General features: G+C 50.0%; 19 protein-coding genes and 1 pseudogene. 11 read left to right on the top strand and 9 right to left on the bottom strand.

Translation table 11 applies throughout. The features are described 5' to 3' along the window. Positions 1 to 128: 128 nt before the first annotated feature. From EVJ33_RS07060 to EVJ33_RS07025, 8 genes and pseudogenes are all read right to left on the bottom strand, one after another. A pseudogene (locus EVJ33_RS07060) lies at positions 129 to 1295 on the bottom strand (maltose/glucose-specific PTS transporter subunit IIC); the annotation flags it as partial. Between the two features lie 130 nt (positions 1296 to 1425). Further along, entirely contained in the window at positions 1426 to 2877 is a 1452-nt protein-coding gene (locus tag EVJ33_RS07055; RefSeq protein ID WP_131435741.1) for a 6-phospho-beta-glucosidase, read from the bottom strand. A 37-nt stretch (positions 2878 to 2914) separates the two neighbouring features. Then, positions 2915 to 4822: a beta-glucoside-specific PTS transporter subunit IIABC gene (locus tag EVJ33_RS07050; protein WP_131435739.1), complete on the bottom strand. Its 1908-nt coding sequence runs from the start codon at positions 4820 to 4822 to the stop codon at positions 2915 to 2917. 339 nt (positions 4823 to 5161) lie between these two features. Continuing rightward, positions 5162 to 7198, bottom strand: coding sequence for a cellulose biosynthesis cyclic di-GMP-binding regulatory protein BcsB (locus tag EVJ33_RS07045; protein ID WP_131435737.1), 2037 nt, complete (start codon positions 7196 to 7198; stop codon positions 5162 to 5164). Between the two features lie 12 nt (positions 7199 to 7210). After that, the gene (locus EVJ33_RS07040; RefSeq protein WP_131435735.1) at positions 7211 to 8458 is read right to left on the bottom strand and encodes a glycosyltransferase family 2 protein; all 1248 of its coding nucleotides are present in this window, start codon (positions 8456 to 8458) and stop codon (positions 7211 to 7213) included. Between the two features lie 2 nt (positions 8459 to 8460). Next, positions 8461 to 10152: a DUF2334 domain-containing protein gene (locus EVJ33_RS07035; RefSeq protein ID WP_131435733.1), complete on the bottom strand. Its 1692-nt coding sequence runs from the start codon at positions 10150 to 10152 to the stop codon at positions 8461 to 8463. Then, positions 10142 to 10999 carry a GGDEF domain-containing protein gene (locus EVJ33_RS07030; RefSeq protein ID WP_131435731.1) on the bottom strand — a complete coding sequence of 286 codons (858 nt, stop codon included), beginning with the start codon at positions 10997 to 10999 and terminating at the stop codon, positions 10142 to 10144. The genes EVJ33_RS07035 and EVJ33_RS07030 overlap by 11 nt, the downstream gene beginning before the upstream one ends. Continuing rightward, positions 10980 to 11921 (bottom strand): hypothetical protein, encoded by a 942-nt coding sequence (locus EVJ33_RS07025; protein ID WP_131435729.1) that lies wholly within the window; start codon positions 11919 to 11921, stop codon positions 10980 to 10982. Before EVJ33_RS07025 ends, EVJ33_RS07030 begins: the two co-directional genes overlap by 20 nt. A 374-nt stretch (positions 11922 to 12295) precedes the next feature. Here EVJ33_RS07025 and EVJ33_RS07020 point away from each other — a divergent pair, with 374 nt between their 5' ends. After that, positions 12296 to 12751 carry a hypothetical protein gene (locus EVJ33_RS07020; protein WP_131435727.1) on the top strand — a complete coding sequence of 152 codons (456 nt, stop codon included), beginning with the start codon at positions 12296 to 12298 and terminating at the stop codon, positions 12749 to 12751. Between the two features lie 42 nt (positions 12752 to 12793). Here the strand turns inward: EVJ33_RS07020 and EVJ33_RS07015 are convergent, their stop codons facing one another. Then, positions 12794 to 13441, bottom strand: a complete 648-nt coding sequence (locus EVJ33_RS07015) for an acetyltransferase (protein ID WP_131435725.1) — start codon at positions 13439 to 13441, stop codon at positions 12794 to 12796. 282 nt (positions 13442 to 13723) lie between these two features. Here EVJ33_RS07015 and EVJ33_RS07010 point away from each other — a divergent pair, with 282 nt between their 5' ends. The 10 genes from EVJ33_RS07010 (at position 13724) to EVJ33_RS06965 (ending at position 24252) form a co-directional block, all read left to right on the top strand. After that, positions 13724 to 14569 (top strand): aldolase/citrate lyase family protein, encoded by an 846-nt coding sequence (locus tag EVJ33_RS07010; protein ID WP_131435723.1) that lies wholly within the window; start codon positions 13724 to 13726, stop codon positions 14567 to 14569. Continuing rightward, positions 14566 to 15471 (top strand): NAD(P)-dependent oxidoreductase, encoded by a 906-nt coding sequence (locus EVJ33_RS07005; RefSeq protein ID WP_131435721.1) that lies wholly within the window; start codon positions 14566 to 14568, stop codon positions 15469 to 15471. The genes EVJ33_RS07010 and EVJ33_RS07005 overlap by 4 nt, the downstream gene beginning before the upstream one ends. Before the next feature lie 175 nt (positions 15472 to 15646). After that, positions 15647 to 16699: a glycosyltransferase family 2 protein gene (locus EVJ33_RS07000; RefSeq protein ID WP_131435719.1), complete on the top strand. Its 1053-nt coding sequence runs from the start codon at positions 15647 to 15649 to the stop codon at positions 16697 to 16699. A gap of 12 nt (positions 16700 to 16711) precedes the next feature. Continuing rightward, entirely contained in the window at positions 16712 to 17869 is a 1158-nt protein-coding gene (locus EVJ33_RS06995; protein WP_131435718.1) for a glycosyltransferase family 4 protein, read from the top strand. Between the two features lie 134 nt (positions 17870 to 18003). Beyond that, complete coding sequence (locus EVJ33_RS06990; protein WP_131435716.1) at positions 18004 to 18780, top strand: YveK family protein; 777 nt, start codon at positions 18004 to 18006, stop codon at positions 18778 to 18780. Further along, the gene (locus EVJ33_RS06985) at positions 18743 to 19447 is read left to right on the top strand and encodes a CpsD/CapB family tyrosine-protein kinase (protein WP_201739674.1); all 705 of its coding nucleotides are present in this window, start codon (positions 18743 to 18745) and stop codon (positions 19445 to 19447) included. Before EVJ33_RS06990 ends, EVJ33_RS06985 begins: the two co-directional genes overlap by 38 nt. 12 nt (positions 19448 to 19459) lie before the next feature. Next, positions 19460 to 20731, top strand: coding sequence for a glycosyltransferase (locus EVJ33_RS06980; protein ID WP_131435714.1), 1272 nt, complete (start codon positions 19460 to 19462; stop codon positions 20729 to 20731). Next, positions 20674 to 21609, top strand: coding sequence for a glycosyltransferase family 2 protein (locus EVJ33_RS06975; protein WP_131435712.1), 936 nt, complete (start codon positions 20674 to 20676; stop codon positions 21607 to 21609). Before EVJ33_RS06980 ends, EVJ33_RS06975 begins: the two co-directional genes overlap by 58 nt. Positions 21610 to 21630: 21 nt before the next feature. Continuing rightward, positions 21631 to 22695: an EpsG family protein gene (locus EVJ33_RS06970; RefSeq protein WP_131435710.1), complete on the top strand. Its 1065-nt coding sequence runs from the start codon at positions 21631 to 21633 to the stop codon at positions 22693 to 22695. A gap of 15 nt (positions 22696 to 22710) precedes the next feature. Next, the gene (locus EVJ33_RS06965; RefSeq protein WP_131435708.1) at positions 22711 to 24252 is read left to right on the top strand and encodes an oligosaccharide flippase family protein; all 1542 of its coding nucleotides are present in this window, start codon (positions 22711 to 22713) and stop codon (positions 24250 to 24252) included. Positions 24253 to 24367 lie beyond the last annotated feature (115 nt).

Here is a 24367-nt window from a genome sequence, read left to right as displayed (position 1 = left end):
TCCATCGCGTCGAAATCATACATAGTGATGACGACAGTCATCGGATGAGGAACCGGAAATCATTGTTTTCGGCAGAAGTGTAAAAGGCAAACGAGCAAAAAGTGTCAAAATCAACTTGACGTCTACAGCATCCAGTTCGTCTTGTCATTTCCCTGTAAAACCCCGAATAAGATAAAGTCGATGAACCCACCTGAGAACGTTTGACCAATCGTGATCTCGAAGATGTGGGCCATCATAAAAGCGAGCCCGTCAAAGATCGCATGGACCAAGTAGAGGACCGGTGCGACGAACAAGAAGGCGAACTCGAGCGGTTCCGTGATTCCCGTCAAGAACGACGTGAGCGCCGCCGAGAACAAGAGACCGAAGACGACTTTCTTCTGTTCCGGTTTCGCACAGTGATACATGGCGAGCGCGGCACCGAGCAGACCGAACATCATCGTGATGAAGCGACCTGACATGAAGCGGGCCGTGCCTTCATAGAACTGGGTCGTGCTCGGGTCGGCGAGCTGGGCGAAGAAGATTTTCTGCGTCCCTTCGATCAACGTCCCGTCGATAACCATTGAGCCCCCGAGGCCGGTCGTCCAAAACGGGATGTAGAAGATGTGGTGCAACCCGAACGGTCCGAGCATCCGAAGCACGAAGCCATAGATGAACGTCCCGATGTAGCCTGTCTTGTCGACGAGTCCGCCGAGCGAGAAGATACCGCTCTGGACCGTTGGCCAGATGAAGTAAAGTGCGATCCCGACACCGATGGCAACGAACGACGTGATAATCGGCACGAAGCGCGATCCGCTGAAGAAGCCGAGGAACTGCGGGAGCACTTGCTTATTGTAACGGTTATGCAAGAGCGCCGTCACAATCCCGATTAAAATCCCGCCGAAGACGCCGGTCTCGAGCGTTTGAATCCCTAGCGCCATCCCTTGTCCGGCACTGGCGAGATCGGTCTCCATCAACTCACCCGTGATTTGTAGCATGGCGTTGATGGTGGCGTTCATAATCAGATAACCGAGCATGGCGGCGAGTCCCGCCGTCCCTTTGTCCGACTTGGCGAGCCCGACCGCGACCCCGATCGCGAAGAGGACAGCCAAGTTTGCGAAGACGATTGACCCGGCGGCGGCCATGATGGTGAACAAATGCTGGAGCCAAGAGATATCGAGGAATGGATACGCCTGGACCGTGTTCGGGTTCGAGAGCGCACCTCCGATCCCGAGTAATAGTCCCGCAGCTGGTAAGACGGCGATGGGCAACATGAATGATTTCCCGAATTGTTGTGCCCGTTCGAATAGACGTGACATGAAAAAGTCCTCCTTAAAATTATTTTCACCTGAATCATAATATGAAAAATATTTTTATGCAAGCGGTTACGGTGAAGATCTTTTTAATAAAAAATCGAACCAGTCAACGGGACCGGTTCGATTCGCATGGTTATGTGGTTTTGACAGGGGACGTCACATCGGCCCCGTTTGTGGCGATGACTTGCTTGTACCAATCAAAGCTCTTTTTCTTCGAGCGGACGAGCGTTCCATTTCCGGCATTATCCTTGTCGACGTAGATGAAGCCGTAACGTTTTTTCATCTCGCCGGTCGAGGCGCTGACCAAGTCGATCGGGCCCCAGCTCGTATAGCCGAGAATCTCGACGCCGTCTTTGATCGCCTCATGCATCTGTTCGATATGTTTCGCCATATAGTCGATGCGGTAATTGTCCTCGACGTAGCCGTTCGCGTCTGGCGTATCGACGGCACCGAGTCCGTTCTCGACGACGAACAACGGTTTCTGATAGCGGTCGTACAGTTGGTTCGCGGTGATACGGAAGCCAGTCGGATCGATCGTCCAGCCCCATTCCGACTTCTCGAGGAACGGGTTTTCGAGTGAGCTGAAGATATTGCCTTCGGTCGATGCGTTGATTTCCGGGTCCGTGCTCGTCGTCCGGCTCGCGTAATAGCTGAAGCCGATATAGTCGACGGTGTGCTGTTTCAACAGCTCGAGGTCGCCGTCTTCCATCTCGAGCGTGATGCCGTTTTCGTCGAGATAACGTTTGGCATAGCCCGGGTATTCGCCGCGAGATTGAACATCGATGAAGAAGAACGATTCACGGTCCTTGTCCATCGCGTCCAAGACGTCGTCCGGGTTGCACGAGTAGGCGTACGTCTGACCGGCCGCGAGCATGCATCCGACCTGCATGTCCGGGTTGATGGCGTGTGCCGCCTTGACCGCTTTCGCGCTCGCGACGAGCTGATGGTGCGCCGCTTGATATTTCACTTGCTGTTTGTCCTCACCGTCCTCGAACACGAGACCGGCGCCGATGAACGGCAAATGCAACAGCATATTGATCTCGTTGAACGTCATCCAATACTTCACCTTGCCGTTATAGCGGGTGAACAGCGTCTTTGCGTACGTCTCGAAGAAATCGACGACACGGCGGTCGCGCCAACTGCCATAGTTTTGGATGAGGCTGACCGGTACGTCGAAGTGGGCGATCGTGACGACCGGTTCGATACCGTACTTCAACAGCTCGTCGAAGACGTCGTCATAAAACTGTAGTCCGACCTCGTTCGGCTCGGCGTCGTCACCGTTCGGGAAGATGCGGGCCCATGAGATCGACAGGCGGAGCGCCTTGAAGCCCATCTCGGCGAACAGGGCGATGTCTTCTTTATAGCGGTGATAGAAGTCGATCGCCTCGTGTGACGGATAAAACTCGCCCGGTACTGGCTCGAGTGACGGCAAGTCGCCGAACATGACGTCGAACCGCTTCTTCCCGGTCGGCAACAAGTCGACCGTCGTCAAGCCTTTCCCGCCTTCTAAGTACGCACCTTCAGCTTGGTTCGCGGCGATGGCGCCGCCCCATAAAAATCCGTTTGGAAAACTCATCAAATCCATCCTTTCTAAGATAGGGGAGGGACGTGCCATCCCACATTTATTCGTTGATGACGAAAATCGGTTCGCCCGTTTGGACGTGTGATGCTTTGTTCGGTGAAATCACTTTTCGGTTCGTGACGATGACCGGTGTTGTGAGCGCTCGGCCTGAACGTTTGATCGCGTCGAGGTCGAACTCGATCAACAGCTGTCCTTTCTCGACGAACTCACCTTGCGTGACGTGGGCTTTAAAGTGTTTGCCTTCGAGTTGAACCGTGTCCATACCGATATGGATGAGCACCTCAGCACCCGTCTCGGTCGTGATGCCGATGGCGTGATGCGTCGGGAAGAGGGCGGACACCGTACCTGATACCGGGGCGACGAGCTTTCCTTCCGTCGGTTCGATGGCGACGCCTTGACCGAGTGAACCAGATGAGAAGGCGACGTCCGAGATGTCTTTCAAGTTGACGACGTTGCCGGCGAGCGGGCTGAGGATCTGCTCCTGACCGACTTTTGTCGCTGATACTTCTTGTGAGACCGGTGTGATGTCTGGCTGTGGCGTCGCGGCGACCGCTTTATTGACGCCACCGAACAAGTACGTCAAGACGAAACCGACGACGAAGGCGACGGCCGTCCCGATGAGTGATCCGTAGAAGCCGGTCGTGAGCCCTTCCGGTGAGATGTTCGACGGGTATCCGAAGACGCCGAGTCCACCGATCATATACACTTGTGTACCCATGATGCCCATGATTCCACCACCGACGGCACCACCGATACAGCTCATGATGAACGGTTTCTTGAGCGGAAGCGTGACCCCGTAAATGGCCGGCTCGGTGACACCGAAGATTCCTGAGATGAAGGCCGGGATAGAGAGCGTTTTGATCTTTTGATTTTTGATGCGAAGGAAGACCGCGAGCACGGCACCGATTTGCGCGAATGAGGCCGCGAAGACGAGTGCGAGGACAGGGTCCGAGCCAAGTGACGTCAAGTTGTTGATGGCGACCGGGACGAGTCCCCAGTGCAGGCCAAAGATGACGAACACTTGCCATAAGCCACCGAGGAAGAGACCGGCGACGAGCGGGCTCAAGTTGTAGACTGCGACCGTAGCGCTACCGAGTAGCATACCGGCCCACGTCGCAATCGGTCCGATCAAGATGAACGTGAGCGGGACGATGATGAGCAACGTCAACAATGGGACAATGAACATTTTGATGACGTCCGGGATGACCGTCTTCAAGAACTTCTCAAGCTTCGCTGCGAAGAACGCCGCGACGATGATTGGGATGACCGATGTCGAGTACGTCATCAAGATGACCGGGACACCGAGGAACGTGATATGAATCGGCGACTCGAACATCGTGCCGGCGAAGACGGTGTAGAGCGGGTCACCGGCCGTGAGCGTCGATAGCGTCGGATAGACGAGCGCCGCCCCGATGGCCATCCCGATGAACGGACTGCCGCCAAACTTCTTGATGGCCGTATAGCCGAGGAAAATCGGGAAGAAGTAGAACAGCGAGTCGCCGATGGCGTTCAACAGTTGATACGTACCGGATGTGGCATCGAGCCAACCGACGGCGACGAAGAGGGCGTTGAACCCTTTGATCATCCCGGTCGCGGCCAAGACGCCAAGGACAGGGGTGAAGATGCTAGAGATGATATCGATGAACCGACTGAACAATGAGCCTTTCGGGCCGTCCTCTTCTTCGACCGGTGACTGGTTTTGGAAACCTCCGACTTCGACGACCGCTTTATACACGTCCGGGACGTGGTTGCCGATGACGACCTGGTATTGACCGCCGCTCTTCATGACGGTGACGACACCGTCCATGTTTTTGATGACTTCCGTGTTGGCCTTGCTTTCGTCTTTTAATTTGAAGCGCAAACGGGTGATACAGTGGACGACGCTGTTGACGTTCTCTTTGCCGCCGACGTGTTGGATAATGTCGCGTGCGAGCTGTTCGTATTTCATGTCCGTTCCCTTCCTTTACGTTGGATTTTTAAGTTTGCGTCAAATAAAAAACCTGACCCGTGTCAGATGAGGGACGCATGGTTACGTCTATCATCTGACTCGAGTCAGGTTATGCCCACTAAAGGTAACATTCCTGCGCAGGAGACCGTTCAGTTGTTATTTGATACTTGAAATGTAGCACCCGCCAAAACAAATGTCAACGCTTACATTTATCGTTTTTTATTTTTTTAATGGATTGTAGGGTCTGTGTATGCACGAATCAATTGAACGATGATATGAAACGCCTCATCACGACAGAAAGCTAATGCTTGTCGTGATGAGGCGTTTAGATTAATGAATTTATACTTTTTTCCGGCGCATCATAAATAAAATGACAAGGATGGCGACTAATAGTGTGATGAAGCCTGCAAAATACCAAACGGAAGAAATTGATTGTCGTTCGTTCGATTGGGTTCCAGCCGTCTCGGTGTCCTGCTCTGAAATCGACTGACTGTTTGTGAACACAGAGCCGTTACTATTCTTCACAGCTAGACTAAATGTCTCGTTTGGGAAGACGATGGTCTGCATCAATGAAGGGTCGACCGTATCGTCCGTCGCGATGACGATCATCGCTAATTCGTCGTTCCACAGTGATGGTTGAATCCATGCGTACTCCTCAGACGTCTCGGGAACGAATCCGTACTGTGCCAAATCGATCGCGTCATTGCGAGTGACGAGCCACTTCTCTTTTTGGTCTTGAAGCAAAGGTGTCGTCTCGGGGTTACCGATAAAGATGATGGATCGGGTTGTTAGTAAATCTTCGGTCACATCCTGTGCACGCACGACTTCGATTTGACCACTAAGCGGTGTTATGGGAAGACCACTCATCACGTTCGCAACGCTGGATAGCTCCATTGTGCTGTTACCGTCTGGCACAACTAACACAATGCCTTCACCGGTCGTAAAGAGGCTCGCCATGTTTAAAAACGCATCTTGACTAGACGTACTAGCACTTGAAGGCAATGTGACACGGCTGTCGTCTGATACATAAATCCAACGGTCGGTGTCGCTGCTCGTGCAAGGGCCCTCGGATCGAAGTCCGTTCGCTTCAAACGAAACATCAAGAAACGTCGACCGCTTAAGCGTGTCTGTATCGACTTGAATGGCGTGTTGCTGCCACTCCGAATCCTTTTGAATGTCGTTTAACGGAATCGAGTACGGTACGCCATTGATCCAAGCAGTGAAATCAGTCATGACTTGTTCTTCTGTATTCACGCGAAGGTTGTCGGATAACTTGAACATAACATCGAGTGTTACATTCGAGTCGTCGCCAAGTGCAGGGAGGGGGTAGAAATAGTTTGGGCTGACCGCTGCACTTCCGCTCAATAACAAGTTTGATGCCCCAAGTGAACGGAGGGGCACGACAGCTGATGTATCTTGTTTCACGGGACTACTCGTCAAGACTAGCGATTCCCCATTCAATTGCTGTCGTTGTCGCTCAATGAGCAGATGATCAAGCGTTCCTTCAAACGATGCAGCCTCTTCCGCAAGGATGAACATCGCATCAGTCGAAGCTTTACCTTCAATCAAAGATGCCCGTTTCAGTAGTAGTCCTTCAGATGGCACGGGAGTATCGAGTCGTTTAATTAACGCACCAACGACATCTGTGAAACCGCCGGCCTCTCCAATGAACACGTAGCGCCCGTCAAATGTCTCGAGCTGTCGTTCATATTGAATCGAGACATTATCGGAATCTGTGGCATCTCCTTTTAATTGGCGATATAGCAACAAACCGGCTTCAAGCGTTTGTGCATTCGGTTCGTTTGGTACGACAATCGTCAATTGATCGTTAAACGTCTGTGTGAAAGGATTTGGATAATCGTTTAGCGTCAGACTCGCTTTGTTGCCGAGAGAGACAAAACTAGACGGACGTACAGTGAACCAGCTGCCTGTCGTGTTGCCAGTATCGCACATCCGTCCTCGGAGGATACCGGTATACCGAACGGTTACCTCATGTGTCCCTTTTGTCAACTGTTCACGTTTGAGTTTAATTTGAAGATTTCCTTCTGATGTATCATTTGTCAAAGCGATTGATTCAACAGGCTCGCCATCGATTTCGACTGTTAGGGCCGAAGGTGGAATCAATAGTTCCGAGTGTGACCAATCAAGTGATAATTTTTTTGAGGGATCGGGTGACTCGTCTGTCAATATTGTATACGTATAAGTACGTGATGATGTCTCGCCGGGCAAGACATCATCGGTCGTCGTCAACATCCTTTCACTCGTTGCTCCCGTAGAAATGATTGGGATTGGCGAAGGAAGGTCGCTTTTGGCTTGGACTGGGATTGCGGTCATGAGCAGCGCTGTACTGACTAAAGATGGGAGTAATGGTTTCATAGGTTCGTCCTTTCAACCGAATCGGTCTGTTTTGTACCATTTTACTTCTTGATTAAATAACACACGTTTTAATTCTAAATACAGAGAGTAAATCACGAGTACAATCCATAATTGGCTGTACGTGAAGTACATAAAGATAACCGTAAAGAAGTTTTGCGTATTGAACTCAGATCGTTCGATGCTGAGCGTCACGAACACTTCGGTGACAAATAACAAAAAGGCGAGGATCCAGAGCACGAGCGTAATATTTCCAACCTCTAACCCGATGTCGACAAAAAGATTGATGACGAACAGACTGTTTGATAGGATGACGCCGAAGAAAAATAAAAAATACGTAAAGAAGAAATAAAAGATATCAAAAATAATCTTTTTTCGTTTCAGTGTAAAGATTTGTTTCATGAACTTTAGCACGACGTATTGATTACCTCGAGCCCACCGCGTGCGTTGCTTCCACCAAACGGATAATGTCTGCGGTTCTTGTTCCCACGTGATAGCAGCAGGGAAGAAACGGATATGCCAACCTAACTCATAGACACGAATCGTCAGCTCGGTGTCCTCGGCTAACGCTTGTTCATCCCATCCACCGAGTTCCTCGATGATGGAGCGTCGAATCGCAAAATTTGTTCCTGGGATTGTGGCGATGTTAAACCACTTCCACCGGCCGGCTTGCGCCATCCACTGAAAACAGATGGTTTCGATATTGATAAGTCGGGTCAATAACGTCTCGTACGCGTTGATGACCCGAAATTTGCCAACAACTGCACCGGCTTTCGGGTCATTCAAGAGTCCCATGACGAGATGATAGACCCCGTCTTTTTCGGGTGTGTTGTCCGCGTCATAGACGACAAGTACATCTCCGGTCGACTTGGATAAACCGAAGTTTAGTGCGGATGACTTGCCTTTACCAGCAAACTCCGGGGTCGTTTTGACGACATGAATGAAGGCATGTTCATCGGCAAAACGTTGAGCGATTTCTCCGGTTCGATCCGAGGAGTTGTCGTTAATCAAGATGACCTCTAGTTTATCTTTTGGATATTCAATCCGGGCCATGGCGCGAAGTGTCGCAGCAACTACAACTTCCTCGTTGTGGGCCGGAATGAGGACAGAAACTTTTGGTAGATCTTGCATGCGTGCCGACCATTCTGGGATGGGATTGCGATACGTCATGAAGTGCCAAAATCCACCTTGCATCAAAAACATATGATAGAGGAGCATGGTCCAAATCATAATGAGCGAAAAGATAAATAAACCGTTCGCCATATTTAATCACGCTCCTTGAACAGTCGTTGCTTACGTTGAGAGCGTAAGTATAAGGTGTACGTCAAAAATGCCATCACAGCGAAAAACGTGATGAGTGCAAGACCCATCAACATCCTCTCAAAAAAGGAGGTGGGTAGGAACGTATGGAATTGTTTCATGAAGAAATTACGTTCATCCTGTAGTATGAATCTCGCATCGTTAGTACGGATGGAGACATCTTCTGTCATGACACGCTCGTTTTGGGCTCGTAAATCGAGCCACTTGAAACCAGGCACCGATTCCATCAAATCGACGACGTCATCGACATATTCCATACCGATATACGGATGATAAAATGCACCAAGCATTGATTCACGAACGAGCAGCGTCTCGTTTAGCGCTCGCCGCATTTCATCGATGGGACGTGGGATATCGGTCCGGATGTAGCCAATCGTTTCCGGATAGAGTGTCATCCCGTCTAACAGAGCAGGTTTTGATACGAACGGGGTAGCCCCCATTACTTCCCAGTTCGTATTGCTCCATTGCACTTGGCCGAAGACGTTCGTGAATTGTTCCGCCGTCACGGCATATCCGGAGTGAGACATCGTATAATGTGGTGCCTCAAAGCCTAGGGGGTGAAGCCCTAGTGATACGAGCTCATGAATCGAACGCGTCAATTTGGTACGAATATAGTTCGCTTCATCTTCAAGTAATGGCTCTAAATAAGTAAGGTAGGCCTCTTCGCTTGGAAAAGCCTCGCGGCCGAGTAATTGAGGCGGATTCTCTGTTGATGGGACGAAAACAGGTTGATTGTTCTCAACATCCCAAAACTCAAACCCTTCACCTGTTTCCGAAGAACGATATTGATGGGTATATCCATGCGCGAGAACGGACGCGCCACGCGCTTCGAGTTGTCGTAAGACGTCGACGAGTTCTTTGCGATCACTTAGTTGAATTCGTTGACCACTTTCCTCATCGGTATAGACTGGAATGACGGCAAGTAAAATAGGTACGCCCCGGTCCAATAAACGATTTCCGACCGCTTCTACAAGTGCGGGGTCAGAGCTCGGATTAATGTCTTCAAGACGCAAGTATCCGGTGTGTCCGTCGTTCGCCTCGACAGAGAAGAAATCGAATAATGTGTCTGCAAGCAAGATTGAAGAAGGGCTGAGCAGGTTGTCAATCCCGGCATAGAAGTGAGGACCAGTCTGAACGATGACCGCCGTGGCCTTACCGTTGCGCATAAGACTCGCGTGAACAAATAATGCGTCACCCTCGACAGTCGTGATGACATCGGCCAGTGGGAACGTCACAGTCTCGTCTGTACGGGATTGATAAAATTGAGATGCGCCAGCGACACGAGACATATCGAGTTGTGCGAACATCGTCAACTGAGTCGCATTGTGACCGATAGCGTAAACCGGCACGTCAGCCGCCTCAATTTCCTCGCGTACTATATCTGGGATAGATGTGGTCGACAGTCCGTAGTAGAGGACGGAGTCGACTTGTGCGAGAGTCTCTGTGTCGACGTCAATATCACGGACCATCATGATTTCGTTTGAGAATCGGGAGACAAGCGCTTCGAGCTTATACACTTCCGGCGGGATTTCTATACTGGTCGAGCTGTAGACGATGGCGACGGTCGGTGTAGCCGCGTGTACCGTGCTGGGGAGTAGAAGCAACAAAAGGCTGAAAAACCAAATTTTATAACGCATAGCTCTTCAACTCGTTTCCAATCAGTCCGAGGATATCATCTGGAGATTCGATGTCCGAGTTCTTCTTGACCGTATAGTAGGCGATATGATTGGTGAACGTCACCGTTTTATTGGAATCTGTTCGATAGTCACCAATCATGTTGCGAAACCGTTCCGTCAAAATCGACATGTGTTCTTCGGACGCATACGGCAAGATGACTGCGAATTCCTCGTTAGACAATCGGAACTTTTTATCGGTTGTTCGTGTCGAGTAGTGTAACTGTTTACTAAAGTGCAACAAGAATCGTTCGTACTCTCGATCACCATATAGCTTTTTGAATTCGGTAAGATAATCAATTTTGTACAAAAATACGGTGAATGCTTCGCCATGGCGCTTTGTACGATCAATTTCTAATTGTAACTCAAGCATAAATCGCTCTTTGTTGTCGAGCCCTGTCTCGGCATCGATGGCGACAAGCTGGCGGACTTGATCTTGTAATTCTTGATTTTTCAGGCTCATTCTGTGTACGTTTTCATAGAGCGTTCCACTCAAGATGACAAGTCCGATGAGACAAACCCCATAATAAAGCAAAGTCACTTCCGAAAAGAGCAAGACTTGATCATTCGGTCGAAAGAACATATTCCAAAAATAGAGGCTGCCGAAACAAAAAAGGATAGCGAGCGACGTCACGAGCCCTGCCCGTATCCCTATGAACAGGCTCACCGTAGCGGCGAACATCATTAACAGCATGCTTTCAAGGTGAACACTCCCCATATTTGGTGCATAAAACGCGAGAAGCGTCACGGCGATTAAAAGTAAGAAAACCTGCATACTGATTAGACTCGCTTTACGGAACGAGGTATCCATCAAGTAGTCCTCCTTCGGCTAATAATGGTAATAAATTATCAAACGCGTGTGTCTCGTTTGTCATTATATCAATTTGTCCTCCAACGTATTTTGAAGATGTGTCTGATACCGCGAGCGTCTGAAGGCGGTCCATCACACGAGTCGCAAACTCCCGTTCCCCTCGCTCGAGTAAATAAAAGACAGCGAGTGCGTAGACTGCCTGAGACTCATATTCGACCGTTTTGGTAGCTGTCTGTCGGTCATAGCGACCGTAGACCGGACCGTCATCAAATTGATTTTGGAAGAATGCGTAAAACGAATCTGTCGGCAGACCGAACTGTTCATAGCGGAGCGCGACATACGCTTGATCGATAAGGTTGATTTCTTCATCAAATGCATATGTACTCGTAGACATGTCATAAGATTTTGCAAAAAATGGACCGCTGAGCGGAGCTTCGGCTAACAGATTACGACTATTCGTGTAGAGCGATGAGGAAGGTCCCATCCATCTTAGGGCAGCTTCATCTAAATAGCTTAACGTGATGACATTGCCCGCTTCGTTTGTGTTCATGTCCACGAAATCGACGGGCAATCCATCTTTAGTGGCGATAGTTGTCAATGGACGGGCAATCGCATCGGCGAGCTCGGCGTAGGCGGGTTCACCAAACGCATCTGACCCTTCGTACAGGGCATGTACGATGCGGGCATCGTCAATCCATGCGTTGACCGTACTCCGTTCCATCTTTCCGTCCTTGTCTTCAATGCGCCAAGCGATTAAATTCGACTTATCGAGAAAATAAGTGGATAACACATTAACTTGTTCAGCAAATTCCTCTTTTCGCTCCTGCTCGACGAGAAACAGAAGATACAGCCCAATCGACTCTGATAAAAACTCGGTTTGACGATCAGTGATGTTCGTCCGAATCAATCCATCTTCTGTCATGAGAAATTCACGGATAAACGATTCAATAGGAAATTCGCTATCGTAAGGTTGAGGCGGGACAATCATTTTTTCTTCTTTTGAGCAAGAAGAAAGAAAGAGGGAAAATACAAGAAATGAAAGAATATAATAGCGCATACGACACTCCTTACTTCGATTCGACTAGAATAAATGATATGCGTTGTTCACCTTGTTTATCGGAAGCAATCGATTGATTATTAGTCAAAGAAATGAAAAGCTTACATTTTTATAGTAAGCCAGCTGTAAGTATATTTCTATAATGGATGTTTAAGTGAATCAAGTAAGTATAAACTCAACAAATATGACGGGACACAAAAGTATTTTATTATAAAAATAAATAGATTGGGGAGAAGTTTATGAGACGTGAACAACATATCCGCCGCCTTGTCGACTATGCGCGGCAAGGGAACACAAGGACCTTTATTATTGGCGCCGCCTCAGCCATCGTGACAGGAACGCTCGTCCAGTACGTCTCTACATACGAGCTCGTCGTTCTCGGCATCGGGTTTCTCGGTGTCATTCCGCTGTCCATTCGTGAATGGAAACTCGGGTCAATCCGGGCCTCGTTCAATGACAATCCGACGTATCAACGGCTCGTCCGGTTGCCATTTTGGCTGACGTTATGCGGATTGGTCATGTTGTATGCGCTCTTCGGCTCGTATGATTCCGGTTCACCGGGACCATCCTTCTTCCTACTGTTCGCGGTACTCTGCCTCGTCATGTTTGGTCTCCAGCGCGCCTTCGACCGAGTCATCTTGAAACTTGAGCCGGACTATATCACCGACCGTGAGCTGCATCGCGAGTTGAAATGAAAAATGAGGTCGCCCATGATCAGGGTGACCTCATTTTTGTGTTCACAAGTATCGTTCGTTCATGACCCGGCCACGCATGGGTTTGGCGGGAGACCCGTAGGCGACGACATGGTTCGGAATGTCTTTCACGACCGTGGCCCCGGCCCCGATGACCGTGTCGTGACCGATGTGAATACCATGGATGACTGTCGCACTCATCCCGATGAACGTGCGGGCACCGATGTGGACGTTGCCACCGAGGTGGGCGCCCGGTGCAATCGATGCGAACGGTTCAAGTACGCAGTCGTGATCGACCGATGCCATCGTGTTGATGATGCTGTGCGGACCGGTGACGGCGTTCGGGTTGATGATGCTCCCTGCCATGACGGCCGTCCCTTCACCGAGCGTCACGTTCTTGCCGATGACGGCGCTTGGGTGGATGGCGTTGATGAATTCAAAGTCTGGATTATGCAGTTTTATATGTTCAGCAATCCGCTCGCGCTGGACATTGTCGCCGATACCAATGATTCCTTTTTTGGTAACTGTCTTCGAATCAACGAATCCCAACACTGGATATCCGGCAATGAACTTTCCTAACAGAGCTGGGCTGTCGTCATAGATTCCAGCAATTCGATAAACACCCATCACTTCGAGAATATCAATCAACACTTGTGCGTGACCGCCTGCACCAAAGACCACAATCCATTCCATGATTGGCCACCCCTTTTGCCGAAAACTGTCGAATTTTTGTCTTGTACGTTAGTTATTTCCGATTCCTCATATTTAAAACAAAACCTGAAAGAAGTTTCGAGCATAGTTTGATATCAAAGCATATTCGAGAAGCGGGTGTATCACTTCGGATCAACATGCATCTTTATATAAATAAGAAGCAGTTGGATTTGGATTGCAAAAGCATTATCCGCATTTCTGTTTTGTTGTTTTTCGGACGGGTTATTTTCCTAACGTAATCTATATACGGAAGGAGTGCTCGCCATGCCTTTAAAACTGATGTATATCACGAACCAGCCGGAGATCGCGCTGCTCGCCGAACAGAACGGGGTCGATTGGGTGTTCGTCGATTTGGAATTGAACGGGAAAGAAGAACGGCAAGGACATCTAGATACGGTCATCTCACGCCACGCCATTCGTGACGTCAGTCGATTGCGCGCGGTCTTGAAGCATGCCGAGCTACTCGTCCGCGTCAATCCGATCTTCCAAGGCTCGCGCTATGAGATCAATGAGGTCATCAACCGCGGCGCGGACGTCGTCATGTTGCCATACTACAAGACGGTCGACGAAGTCACGACGTTCATCGAGCTCGTCGACAAGCGGGCCAAAGTCTGCCTGTTGTGTGAGACTAGAGAAGCTGTCACCTGTATGTCGGACGTGCTCACATTAAAAGGCATCGACTACATCCATATCGGCCTGAACGACCTGCATTTGAGTTACGGACAACGTTTCCTGTTCGAGCCGCTCGCCGACGGGACAATCGAGGCGATTGTTCGACAAATGCAGGCGACGGGCATCCCGTATGGATTCGGTGGCATCGCCCGGATCGGGGAAGGGAAGCTCCCAGCCGAGAAGGTGCTTGGGGAGCATGTCCGTCTCGGTTCGTCACTCGCGATTCTTTCGCGCAGCTTTTGCAATATCGGATCGACCGGAAAATTTGACGCGAGACAGGCACAACTATTCCAAGAAGGGGTATGGAAAATTAGAGCGTACGAGCAACAGCTCGAACACGCGACACCGGAGTGGTTGGAAATGAACCGGTTGAGCCTCGTCTCGACCGTGCATGCCGTCACAACGGAAATCCAGAACCAGAAGGGGATCTTGTCATGAATTTGCTGTCTACAGGAGTTCGCTTGACTCCTGAACAACTCGCAACACTCGAACAACTCGGCTATACGGTGACGACACTCCGCGAAGAGGCGGACGTGACGGACATCGATGTCTCAGAGGTCGAGGGATTGATTTGTAACAACGTGTTCCAATATTGCCACGTCGACGATTTTGAACGACTACGGTTCGTCCAAGCCGTCAGTGCCGGGCTCGATCGACTCCCGCTCGAGGAGCTCGAGGCGCGAGACATCCGTGTGTACAACGCTGGCGATACGTATGCCGTGCCGATGGCCGAATGGGTCGTCTGGCAGTTGCTCGACTTTATGAAACACGGTGCGGCGTTTCGCGAGAAGCAGGCGAATCGACATTGGGAGAAGGAACGTCGTTTACGTGAACTGACCGGCAAGACCGTCGCGTTGCTTGGGCTCGGTCATGTCGGAGAAGCAGTGGCGACTCGGCTCCGGGCGTTCGATATGACGATTATCGGCGTCGGTCATCGTGAGAAACAAGTGCCGTTCGTCGACCGTTACGTGCTGATGGATGAATTGCATGACGTGTTGGCGGAGAGCGACGTCGTCGTGATCGCCTTACCGCTTAAAGACGACACGTATCATGTGATTGACGAAGGGGCGATTGCGTCGATGAAAGAAGATGCCGTCCTATTGAATGTCGCACGCGGTTCAATCATCGATGAAGAGGCGCTGATCGCGGCGCTCGAAGACGGTAAGTTCTTCGGGGTCGCCTTGGACGTCTTTGAGACCGAGCCGCTTCCATCGGATCACGCACTCTATAACTTCGAATGGGTGTCGCTCACCCCGCACAACTCGTACGTGTCGGATCGGGTGAATGCACGTTTGTTTGAAAACATCTTCCGTAACTTGCGGCAAGAACAACTTCAGTGACATGCGAAGCTGACCGAAGGGTCGGCTTTTTTCATTTTTTATACTTCACGAAAAGATTATCCGCGGCTCATTCTGTTTGTGAGTTACCGAAAACAGCTTACGGGAACAACGAGGATAGAATCATCCCCATTTATCACTCACACCATGAAGCGACAACCTAGAAGGAGTGACCTACATGCCAACCCTTACCCCGCTCGTCAGCCTAGTCGTGCCCATTTATAACACAAGCGCCTATTTGCGGCAGTGTCTCGACAGCCTTGTCCATCAAACGTATCCTCATCTCGAAATCATTTGTATCGATGATGGCAGTACGGATCATAGTCTCGAGATTGTCCTGACCTATGACAAAGATCCAAGGGTTCGTGTCATCAGCCAGACAAATCGAGGATGCTCATTTTGCCGAAATCGTGGCCTGCAATTGGCGACGGGCGAATACATCATGTTCATCGACAGCGATGACTGGCTAGATGTCGATGCGATTCGATTATTGGTCGAACATGCGGAGGCTGAACGCGCCGACGCCGTCATGGGGACATATGTCCGTGAATACGATGGACGTTCACTCCCGAAACGGATTTTCGAAGCGGACTTTTTGTCGTATAACGCCGAAGAAACGAGACGTTATGTCCATCGACGTCTGTTCGGACTTGTCGGTGAAGAACTTGCTCACCCGGAAACGGTGGATGCGCTCAATTCAAACTGCATCACGCTCTATCACCGTGACCTCATCAAACATTTGTCATTTGGCGGTCCGTACGGGACGTTCGTCGATTTGTATTTTCAAATCCAAGCGTTGGAGCATTGCCAGCGCTTCATTTACATCGATTATCCGGTCTACCATTACCGAAAAACAAACGCCGAGTCGGAGACGAGTGTATACAACAATAACCTCATCGCCTCACGCTTGCAGTTCTTTCATATTTTAATGCGTTACATCGAGACCCACCAGCTTGGAGAAGAGTATAATCACGCACTCTATAATCGAATCGCCCTCAGCATGATCGGTATCGGCTTGAACGAGATCGGGGCACCGAAGTCACTCTTCGCCCAGGCCGAGTCGTTGAAGCAAGTACTTCGACAAGAAGAGTATAAACGCGCCTACTCGCAGATGGATATGGGTCATTTCGATATGAAATGGCGGACGTTCTTCCAACTGTGCAAACACGAGCAGACCGTTCCGCTCGTATTGATGTTGCGTGGTGTCGACTACTTACGGAAACGCGTGTGAGGAGGAGGAACGATGAAACGAGTGCTCATGGTCGCCTCGGTCGTCTCGATGATCGAGAGCTTCAATCGCGACAATATCCGTATGCTCCAAGAGATGGGGTATCAAGTCGATGTCGCCACAAACTTTGAGTGGGGCAGCATGTATTCGCCGGAGAAAATCGCCCGCATCAAACAGGATTTACAAGACAGTGGCGTCACGTGGTACCAAATCGACTTTGAGCGCGATATTAAGAAGATGAATGGACATGTCCGCGCCTATCAACAGCTGAAGGCTGTCATGACGACGAATCGCTATCACTTCATCCACTGTCACTCGCCGATCGGCGGGGTCGTCGGTCGGCTCGTCGCGCGCCAGACGCACACACCGTGCATGTATACAGCGCACGGCTTTCATTTCTTCAAAGGTAGCCCGTCGCTCAATTGGATGCTGTACTATCCGGTCGAACGGACGCTCGCCCGTCTGACGGACACGATTGTGACGATTAACGAAGAGGATTTCTCACGGGCGCAGACGTTCAAGACGTCGCACACGTTCCGTATCCCCGGCATTGGCGTCGACACGAAACGAATCGAGGCGGTCACGATTGACCGACCGAAGAAACGTCGCGAACTCGGTATTAGCAGTGATAGCGACTTTGTCTTGTTGTCCGTCGGCGAGTTGAACGAGAACAAGAACCACGAGACGATTATCCGCGCCATCGCCTCGCTCAAGGAACCGACGCTACGTTATTTGATTGCCGGGACGGGTGACAATAAGGAAAACCTCGAGCGGCTCATCCGTGAGCTCGGACTCGAGCGACAAGTGATCTTACTCGGCTTCCGGGACGATGTCATCGAAGTGATGAAGGCATCGGATTGCTTCGTATTCCCATCGAAACGGGAAGGGCTCGGCATGGCTGCGCTCGAAGCGATGGCCGCCGGGCTTCCGCTCATCACGTCGAACGTGCACGGCATCAATGACTATTCGATTGATGGGGTGACCGGGTATAAGTGTTCGCCGGAAGACGCTTCAGGGTTCGCTCGAGCGATCCGGACGATGCAACTCGATTTCGATCTTTCCCACCAGATGGGGCTCCATAATAGCGAGTCGGTCAAGGCGTTCGACGTCGACCGCTCGAAGACGGAGATGCGACGCATTTATTCGCAATTCACGCAAGATAAGCCGACATGATAGTTCATGAAAAGATGGTAACCATTTCTTTTCGATTTGCACAGAACGGCGGGTAAGAAGGTAAGACAGAGAACGACCTCATCATCACGTCTAGATTTTTGTATAGGCAACTTTGTCTGAAGGAGGGCTTACGTGTGAAAAGTCAAACGATGCTACTTTCCGAAATATTCGGTGTGTTAAAGAAAAACATTCTAATCCTTTTGTTGATGATGCTCATGGGTGGAGGGGCAGCCTATTATTTAAGCCAATATGTGATCGCACCGACCTATGAGGCGTCGACCCAGGTATTGATCGTCCCGAAAGAAGAGGCTGGTACGAATGTGATCGACAGTGCACAAGTTTCCTCATCACTATCGCTTGTGAACACGTATCGAGTCATCATGCGCAGTCCTGCTATTTTGAATGAAGTACAAGATCGAGTAGGGGAAGCACCGGCGGACATCAGTGAGATTTTGTTGGTGGAAAGCGAAGAGGACTCACAAGTCATCAATATTGTCGTTCAATACGTCGACCCGGTCGTGGCCACTGAAATCGCCAACGTCATCACACGTGTGTTCGCGAGTGAAATTCCAGATTTAATGAATATCGACAACGTTCGGATCCTCTCGGAAGCCGTCGTACCAGGCGAACCGATTGCACCAAATGTCGTTATGAATACCGCGGTTGGTCTACTTGTTGGGTTTGTGGTCGGAGGCGTACTCGCGCTCATCCGTCATACGTTTGATAAACGGATTCATAATGAGCGAGAGGCTGAACAGATTTTGTCCATGCCAGTGATTGGATCCATCCCTGTCATTGAAAAGCGTGATATGAACCCAAAGGTAGTTAAACCAAAAGCTGATGCCGGCAACAAGCCGAAAGGAGACGATCCGCATGTTCCACCTGTCAAAGAAACAAGACAAACATCGTGATTCCGGGCGTAGCCTCATCACGTTAGCCAATCCTAAATCTCCGATCGCCGAACAATATCGAACGATACGGACGAACTTGCAATTCACGGCGCTCGGGGCCACGTTACAGTCGATCGTTGTCACATCAGCATCACCGGGCGAAGGGAAATCGACGACGGCTTCGAATTTGGCCATCGTCTATGCGCAGCTCGGTAAGCGAGTGTTGCTCATGGACTGTGATATGCGTAAGCCGACGGTCCATTTCACGTTTCAACTTGCTGGTCAAATGGGTTTGTCTACGGTCCTCGCCAAACGGTCGACGTTTGAACGATCGGTTCAAATGACGAAAGTTCCGAAACTTCATTTGTTGGCGGCGGGCCCGATCCCGCCGAATCCGTCGGAGCTGCTTGCGTCACCGATGATGAAACAGCTATTGGATGAGGTAAAGGAGAAGTACGATTTGATCATCTTGGATGCGCCGCCGCTCATGCATGTGGCCGACAGCCGACTTCTCGCAAGTGAGACCGATGGGACGATTCTCGTCATAGGGTGTGACAATTCAAATCGAGATCTTGTACTCAAAGCGAAAGAACAGCTCGTCTTGTCTGGTGCCCATATGCTTGGGATCGTCATGAACAAACGAGAACGAGGTGGCAAGGACGCTTATTACGCCTATACGTACGAGTAAGGAGGGAGAACGATGCGGATTTTACACATCAATGCCATTCATGAAGAAAAAAGCACGGGACGGATTTGTAAAGAGATTTCGTCCGTGGCGGTTGCCCATGGCCATGAGAGTGTCGTCGCTTATGCGACAGGTCCAGATACGGGAAGTGGGTTCCGCATCGGTTCATACTTCGATCAAAAACGACATGCGCTCTTGTCTCGCTTGAGTGGGAAACAAGGCTATTTTTCAAAAGGGGCGACGGCTGAACTCATCGATTATATCGAATCGTACAAGCCTGACATCGTTCATTTGCATAACCTTCACGCCAACTACATCCATCTCGGGACATTGTTTAATTGGCTCAGCCAAACCGACACACCGACCGTATTGACGCTACACGATTGTTGGTTTTATACGGGAAAGTGCACGCACTATACGAGAACCGGTTGTGCACGTTGGCGAGATGGCTGCGGGAGCTGTCCTCGACTGGCCCTTGATAACCCAAGTTGGGGTCTTGATCGGACTGCTGACATGTGGACGGACAAAAAGCGATGGTTCGAAAAGATCCAGTGGCTTGCCGTCATCGGTGTCTCGGATTGGATCACGATGGAAGCGCGATTTTCTTTTCTCGGCAATGCGAAGCTGATTCGTCGCATCTATAACTGGGTCGACCTCAATATTTTCTACCCACGGGATACATCCGGATTACGTGCGGCGCTCGGATTAGAACATCGCTTCGTGCTGTTAGGCGTCGCTAGTTCCTGGGACGATTCAAAAGGACTGTCTGATTTCTTACAAGTGGCACAAGCGTTGCCGGAAGATCGCTTTCTGTTAGTCGGTGACCTCCCAGAGCTCACGTTGCCGGTGAATGTGATCCATATTCCATCGACGAATCGTATCGAAGAGTTGGCTGACTATTATGCGCTCGCAGATGTGTTCCTCAACTTATCGGTCGAAGAATCGTTCGGGAAAGTGACGGCGGAAGCGATGGCCTCAGGAACGCCGGTCGTTGTGCTCGATGCGACAGCCAATCCAGAACTTGTCCCCATCACCTGTGGCGAAGTCGTTCAGCCTCATCAGTTAGAGGCTGTCATCGACGCAATCGAAAAAATGAGACGACGCGGTAAGGAGTATTATGAGGACGCCTGTATCGAACACGCGCGCGCCTCGTTTTTGATGGAAGAGCGAGTCATGGATTATCTACACGTTTATGAAAGCCTTGTTCACGATAAAAGGAGGAATCCAGCATGGAACGTCCCCTCGTCTCAATCGTCATCCCCGTCTACAATGGAGCGGACTATTTAAAAGAAACGATCGAGAGCGCCCTTGCTCAAACGTATGAGCGGATCGAGGTGCTAGTGATTAACGACGGGTCGACCGATGGCGGGGCGACCGCTGAAATCGCCCGAAGCTTTGGGAGTCGGATCAGATATTATGAAAAGCCGAACGGTGGAGTATCGACCGCGCTCAATCTCGGTATCGATAAAATGCGAGGCGAGTGGTTCTCATGGCTGAGTCATGATGACCTTTATGAACCGGAAAAAGTGAATGATCAAGTCGAAGAACTCCTAAAGCTTGGTGATCAAGCCGAGCGTTACATCTTGTCTTGTGGGACGACGCTGATTGATGAGGCAGGAGCCCCAATCCACCGTCCGAGAAGACAATTGAAAGGCGTGTATACGAATGAGGCCATGTTTGATTATCTTTTACTGAAAGCGTGTTTGAGCGGTTGTGCGCTGCTCATTCCGAAACGAGCGCTTGAACAGGTGGGTGGATTCCCGACGACGTATCGATACATTCAAGACTGGGTATGTTGGGTCGACTTGGCGCTTTCGGGCTATCAATTCAAAGTGACGACGGCACCGCATTCGAAGACGCGTATCCATGCGAAGCAACAGACGAAAAAAATCGCAGACCTCGCGCCAATCGAGACAGCCCGCTTTTTCGAACAGTTATTCGTTCGACTCGATACAACGAATAGCGTCACCACGCCACAGATTAAAACGGTATTCAAGGCGGTATACCGCTCGACTGATCCAGAAGTGAGGGAGGATTTGCTGCAGCGCTTTGATGGGCCACGTCATTTAAGTCGGATGGAACAGCAACGACTGAATGTGTCAGCCGCCATATATCAACGGCTGTTGACGTTTTACCGCGGAATGATGAACCTTCGCTATCGATAAGTGCGAAAAGGAGGAGTTGAAATGTGGATCTATCTGATTAATATGTTACTCCTGATCGCATGGGCGGCCCTCCTTTTGCGTGATGACGGAATCAAGCACGGGAAGTTGTTGTTTGTGACGATTGCGACGTGCCAATGGATTCTCTTGTCTGGATTTCGTCACTTTAGCGTCGGTGCCGATACGATGCAATACAAATGGATGTTTGATGAGACGAAACGAATCTCCTGGGAACGGCTAGGTGACAATTTTATCAACGTTTTGTTCGGCGGAGAGGACGGACGCGATCCAGGATACTACTTATTACAAAAAACGATTCAACTGGTGACAGACAACTATCAATGGTACTTATTAACGGTCGCACTTCTGTTTTTGATTCCATTTGGTATTTGGATTTACCGAAACTCGACAGAACCGTTGCTCAGCTTCCTGATTTTTTCTACCTTGTTTTACGCGTTCTTTGCCATCACTGGGATTCGTCAGACGATTGCGACGGCAATTGCCGTGTTGATCGGCTACTACTTCATACAAACGAGACGATTTTGGCCATTTCTCGGGGTCGTATTGCTCGCGGCGACGATTCATCAATCCGCTCTCGTCTTTCTTCCGTTTTATTTCTTGGCCACGAAGACGATCACGACACGCTATTTGCTGTTCATGGGGGCATTGATTCCATTCCTGTTCGTCTTTCGAGTCCAACTGTTCGAATTTTTCCGTACCATCAGTGGCTACGACGAATATGATTACTACACTGGGGCCGGGACGCTCAACTTCTCACTGATTTTAGTGCTAATCACCGTCGTGTCGCTCTGGCGGCGTGAACAAATGATTGCGGCCAACCCAAACGTGACTCATTATTTGAACGCCTTGCTGCTCGCCCTTTGCTTTCTTCCGCTCACGTTCATCAACCCTTCGATGATGCGGGTCGTTCAATATTTCTCAGTATTCGTCATGCTATTGATCCCGGAACTGCTCCGTTCCTTCGAGCGTAGGGAGCGCCTGCTCGTCTACTATGTGGCCATCACGATGCTACTGCTCTTGTTCGTCCGGAACGAACCGCTTTATATGTTCTTTTGGCAACAGAAATAAGGGGAGGTGAATCTGATGACGACGAAAGTGGAATTTGATGAACAAAAAAGTTCGCGTCAAATTAAGATTGGCGTCCTCATGTCTTACGCCGCCATCGGATTCAATATTCTCGCCGGTTTGTTTTATACGCCATGGATGATTGCGGAAATCGGGAAGGCGAACTACGGACTCTATATGCTCTCGCTGTCACTCGTCAGTATCTTCGCCATGGATTTTGGCTTAGAGGCGGCGGTGTCACGGTTCTTGTCAAAATATCACGCGCTCGGAGATTCAGAAGGGGCGTCCCGTTTCCTCGGTGTCGCCTTCAAACTGTTTATCGGGATCGCGGTATTGATCGGCCTCGTTCTGATCGGTGTCTATATGATGATCGACACGATTTACGCCAGTCTATCGCCTGCTGAAGTGGAGACGCTCCAAGTGTTGTACATCATGGTCGGCTTTTACATCGTCGTCTTGTTCCCGACGAAACCGTTCAACGGCATTTTTATCGCGAACGAACGGTTCGTCGTCCTCAACTGGTTCAACTTGATGGAAAAAGTGTCGACCGTCATCCTGATGGTCGGGGCACTCTTGTTCGGGTTCGGCTTATATGCACTCGTCTTTGTCAACGCCATCGTCGGGTTATCCATCATCATCGGGAAAGGAATTTATCTGCTTCGAAAAACGGAGACGGCTATCGAATTTTTGCATAACAGTCGTTCGATGTATCGAGACATCTTTACCTTCTCGTCTTGGACGACCGTCATCGCCATCGCTCAACGCTTCATACTCAACATCACCCCGACCATTCTCGGTGCGTTGGCGAGCAGTGCCTCAATTGCTTTGTTCTCAATCGGGATGGTGATTGAAGGGTACGTCTGGACGATCTCATCAGCGATTGGATCGCTGTTCTTACCGAAAGTTACACGCATGACGACCTATAATCGCCAGTCGGAACTGAATCATCTGTTGATTCGTGTCGGACGCATCCAATTGTTCATCGTCGGCTTGATTATCGTCAGTTTTGCGACGATGGGTCGAGAGTTTATCGGACTTTGGGTCGGTCCAGACTTCTTCCCATCCTATACGGTCGCCCTGTTGTTGATCCTCCCGGGAATCATCACGCTGACGCAAGAAATCGCCTATACGACGTTGATTGCGGTCAATCAAATCAAATACCGGGCGTTCGCGTCGCTCATCGTCGCAACGGTCAGTGTGGTGTTGTCACTGCTCTTGTCACCGCATTACGGGGCGATTGGTGCTGCGAGTGCCATATTGGTCGGTAACTTGATTGGTACCGTGATTTTCATGAACGTCGTGTATGTCCGCGTTTTAAAGTTGAGTATGTGGACATTTTTCTATGAATGTCATGTGAAGATTGCGCCGGCTTTGCTTTTTCTTGGAACTCTCGGTTTCTTGCTTCAACGATACCTGCCTGTCGAGTCGCTCGTGCATTTCCTGTTTAAAGCGGTTTTACTCGGTGGCGCCTACTTTCTCTTCTTATGGATCTTCACGTTCCGGGATGATGAAAAAGCGTTGTTGCGTGGGTTTGTCCGTCATGCATCGAAGACATCCTGAACGGGGTGTCTTTTTTCGTGGAGTACAAACATTCGACATGTCATCTTTCAAAAAAATGATAGACATTTCTTTCCTATTCTCATAATGAGACGGGTAACACGATAGTATCAACCTC

The organism is Exiguobacterium sp. SL-10 (assembly GCF_004337025.1).
Classification (GTDB): domain Bacteria; phylum Bacillota; class Bacilli; order Exiguobacteriales; family Exiguobacteriaceae; genus Exiguobacterium.
This window is presented reverse-complemented; position numbering and strand designations above follow the sequence as displayed.

What these genes read in the sequence shown, in the direction of transcription:
- EVJ33_RS07055 (WP_131435741.1), bottom strand. Translation starts at nt 2,877, where the DNA reads ATGGATTTGATGAGTTTTCCAAACGGATTTTTATGGGGCGGCGCCATC.
- EVJ33_RS07050 (WP_131435739.1), bottom strand. Translation starts at nt 4,822, where the DNA reads ATGAAATACGAACAGCTCGCACGCGACATTATCCAACACGTCGGCGGC.
- EVJ33_RS07045 (WP_131435737.1), bottom strand. Translation starts at nt 7,198, where the DNA reads ATGAAACCATTACTCCCATCTTTAGTCAGTACAGCGCTGCTCATGACC.
- EVJ33_RS07040 (WP_131435735.1), bottom strand. Translation starts at nt 8,458, where the DNA reads ATGGCGAACGGTTTATTTATCTTTTCGCTCATTATGATTTGGACCATG.
- EVJ33_RS07035 (WP_131435733.1), bottom strand. Translation starts at nt 10,152, where the DNA reads ATGCGTTATAAAATTTGGTTTTTCAGCCTTTTGTTGCTTCTACTCCCC.
- EVJ33_RS07030 (WP_131435731.1), bottom strand. Translation starts at nt 10,999, where the DNA reads ATGGATACCTCGTTCCGTAAAGCGAGTCTAATCAGTATGCAGGTTTTC.
- EVJ33_RS07025 (WP_131435729.1), bottom strand. Translation starts at nt 11,921, where the DNA reads ATGACAGAAGATGGATTGATTCGGACGAACATCACTGATCGTCAAACC.
- EVJ33_RS07020 (WP_131435727.1), top strand. Translation starts at nt 12,296, where the DNA reads ATGAGACGTGAACAACATATCCGCCGCCTTGTCGACTATGCGCGGCAA.
- EVJ33_RS07015 (WP_131435725.1), bottom strand. Translation starts at nt 13,441, where the DNA reads ATGGAATGGATTGTGGTCTTTGGTGCAGGCGGTCACGCACAAGTGTTG.
- EVJ33_RS07010 (WP_131435723.1), top strand. Translation starts at nt 13,724, where the DNA reads ATGCCTTTAAAACTGATGTATATCACGAACCAGCCGGAGATCGCGCTG.
- EVJ33_RS07005 (WP_131435721.1), top strand. Translation starts at nt 14,566, where the DNA reads ATGAATTTGCTGTCTACAGGAGTTCGCTTGACTCCTGAACAACTCGCA.
- EVJ33_RS07000 (WP_131435719.1), top strand. Translation starts at nt 15,647, where the DNA reads ATGCCAACCCTTACCCCGCTCGTCAGCCTAGTCGTGCCCATTTATAAC.
- EVJ33_RS06995 (WP_131435718.1), top strand. Translation starts at nt 16,712, where the DNA reads ATGAAACGAGTGCTCATGGTCGCCTCGGTCGTCTCGATGATCGAGAGC.
- EVJ33_RS06985 (WP_201739674.1), top strand. Translation starts at nt 18,743, where the DNA reads ATGTTCCACCTGTCAAAGAAACAAGACAAACATCGTGATTCCGGGCGT.
- EVJ33_RS06980 (WP_131435714.1), top strand. Translation starts at nt 19,460, where the DNA reads ATGCGGATTTTACACATCAATGCCATTCATGAAGAAAAAAGCACGGGA.
- EVJ33_RS06975 (WP_131435712.1), top strand. Translation starts at nt 20,674, where the DNA reads ATGGAACGTCCCCTCGTCTCAATCGTCATCCCCGTCTACAATGGAGCG.
- EVJ33_RS06970 (WP_131435710.1), top strand. Translation starts at nt 21,631, where the DNA reads ATGTGGATCTATCTGATTAATATGTTACTCCTGATCGCATGGGCGGCC.
- EVJ33_RS06965 (WP_131435708.1), top strand. Translation starts at nt 22,711, where the DNA reads ATGACGACGAAAGTGGAATTTGATGAACAAAAAAGTTCGCGTCAAATT.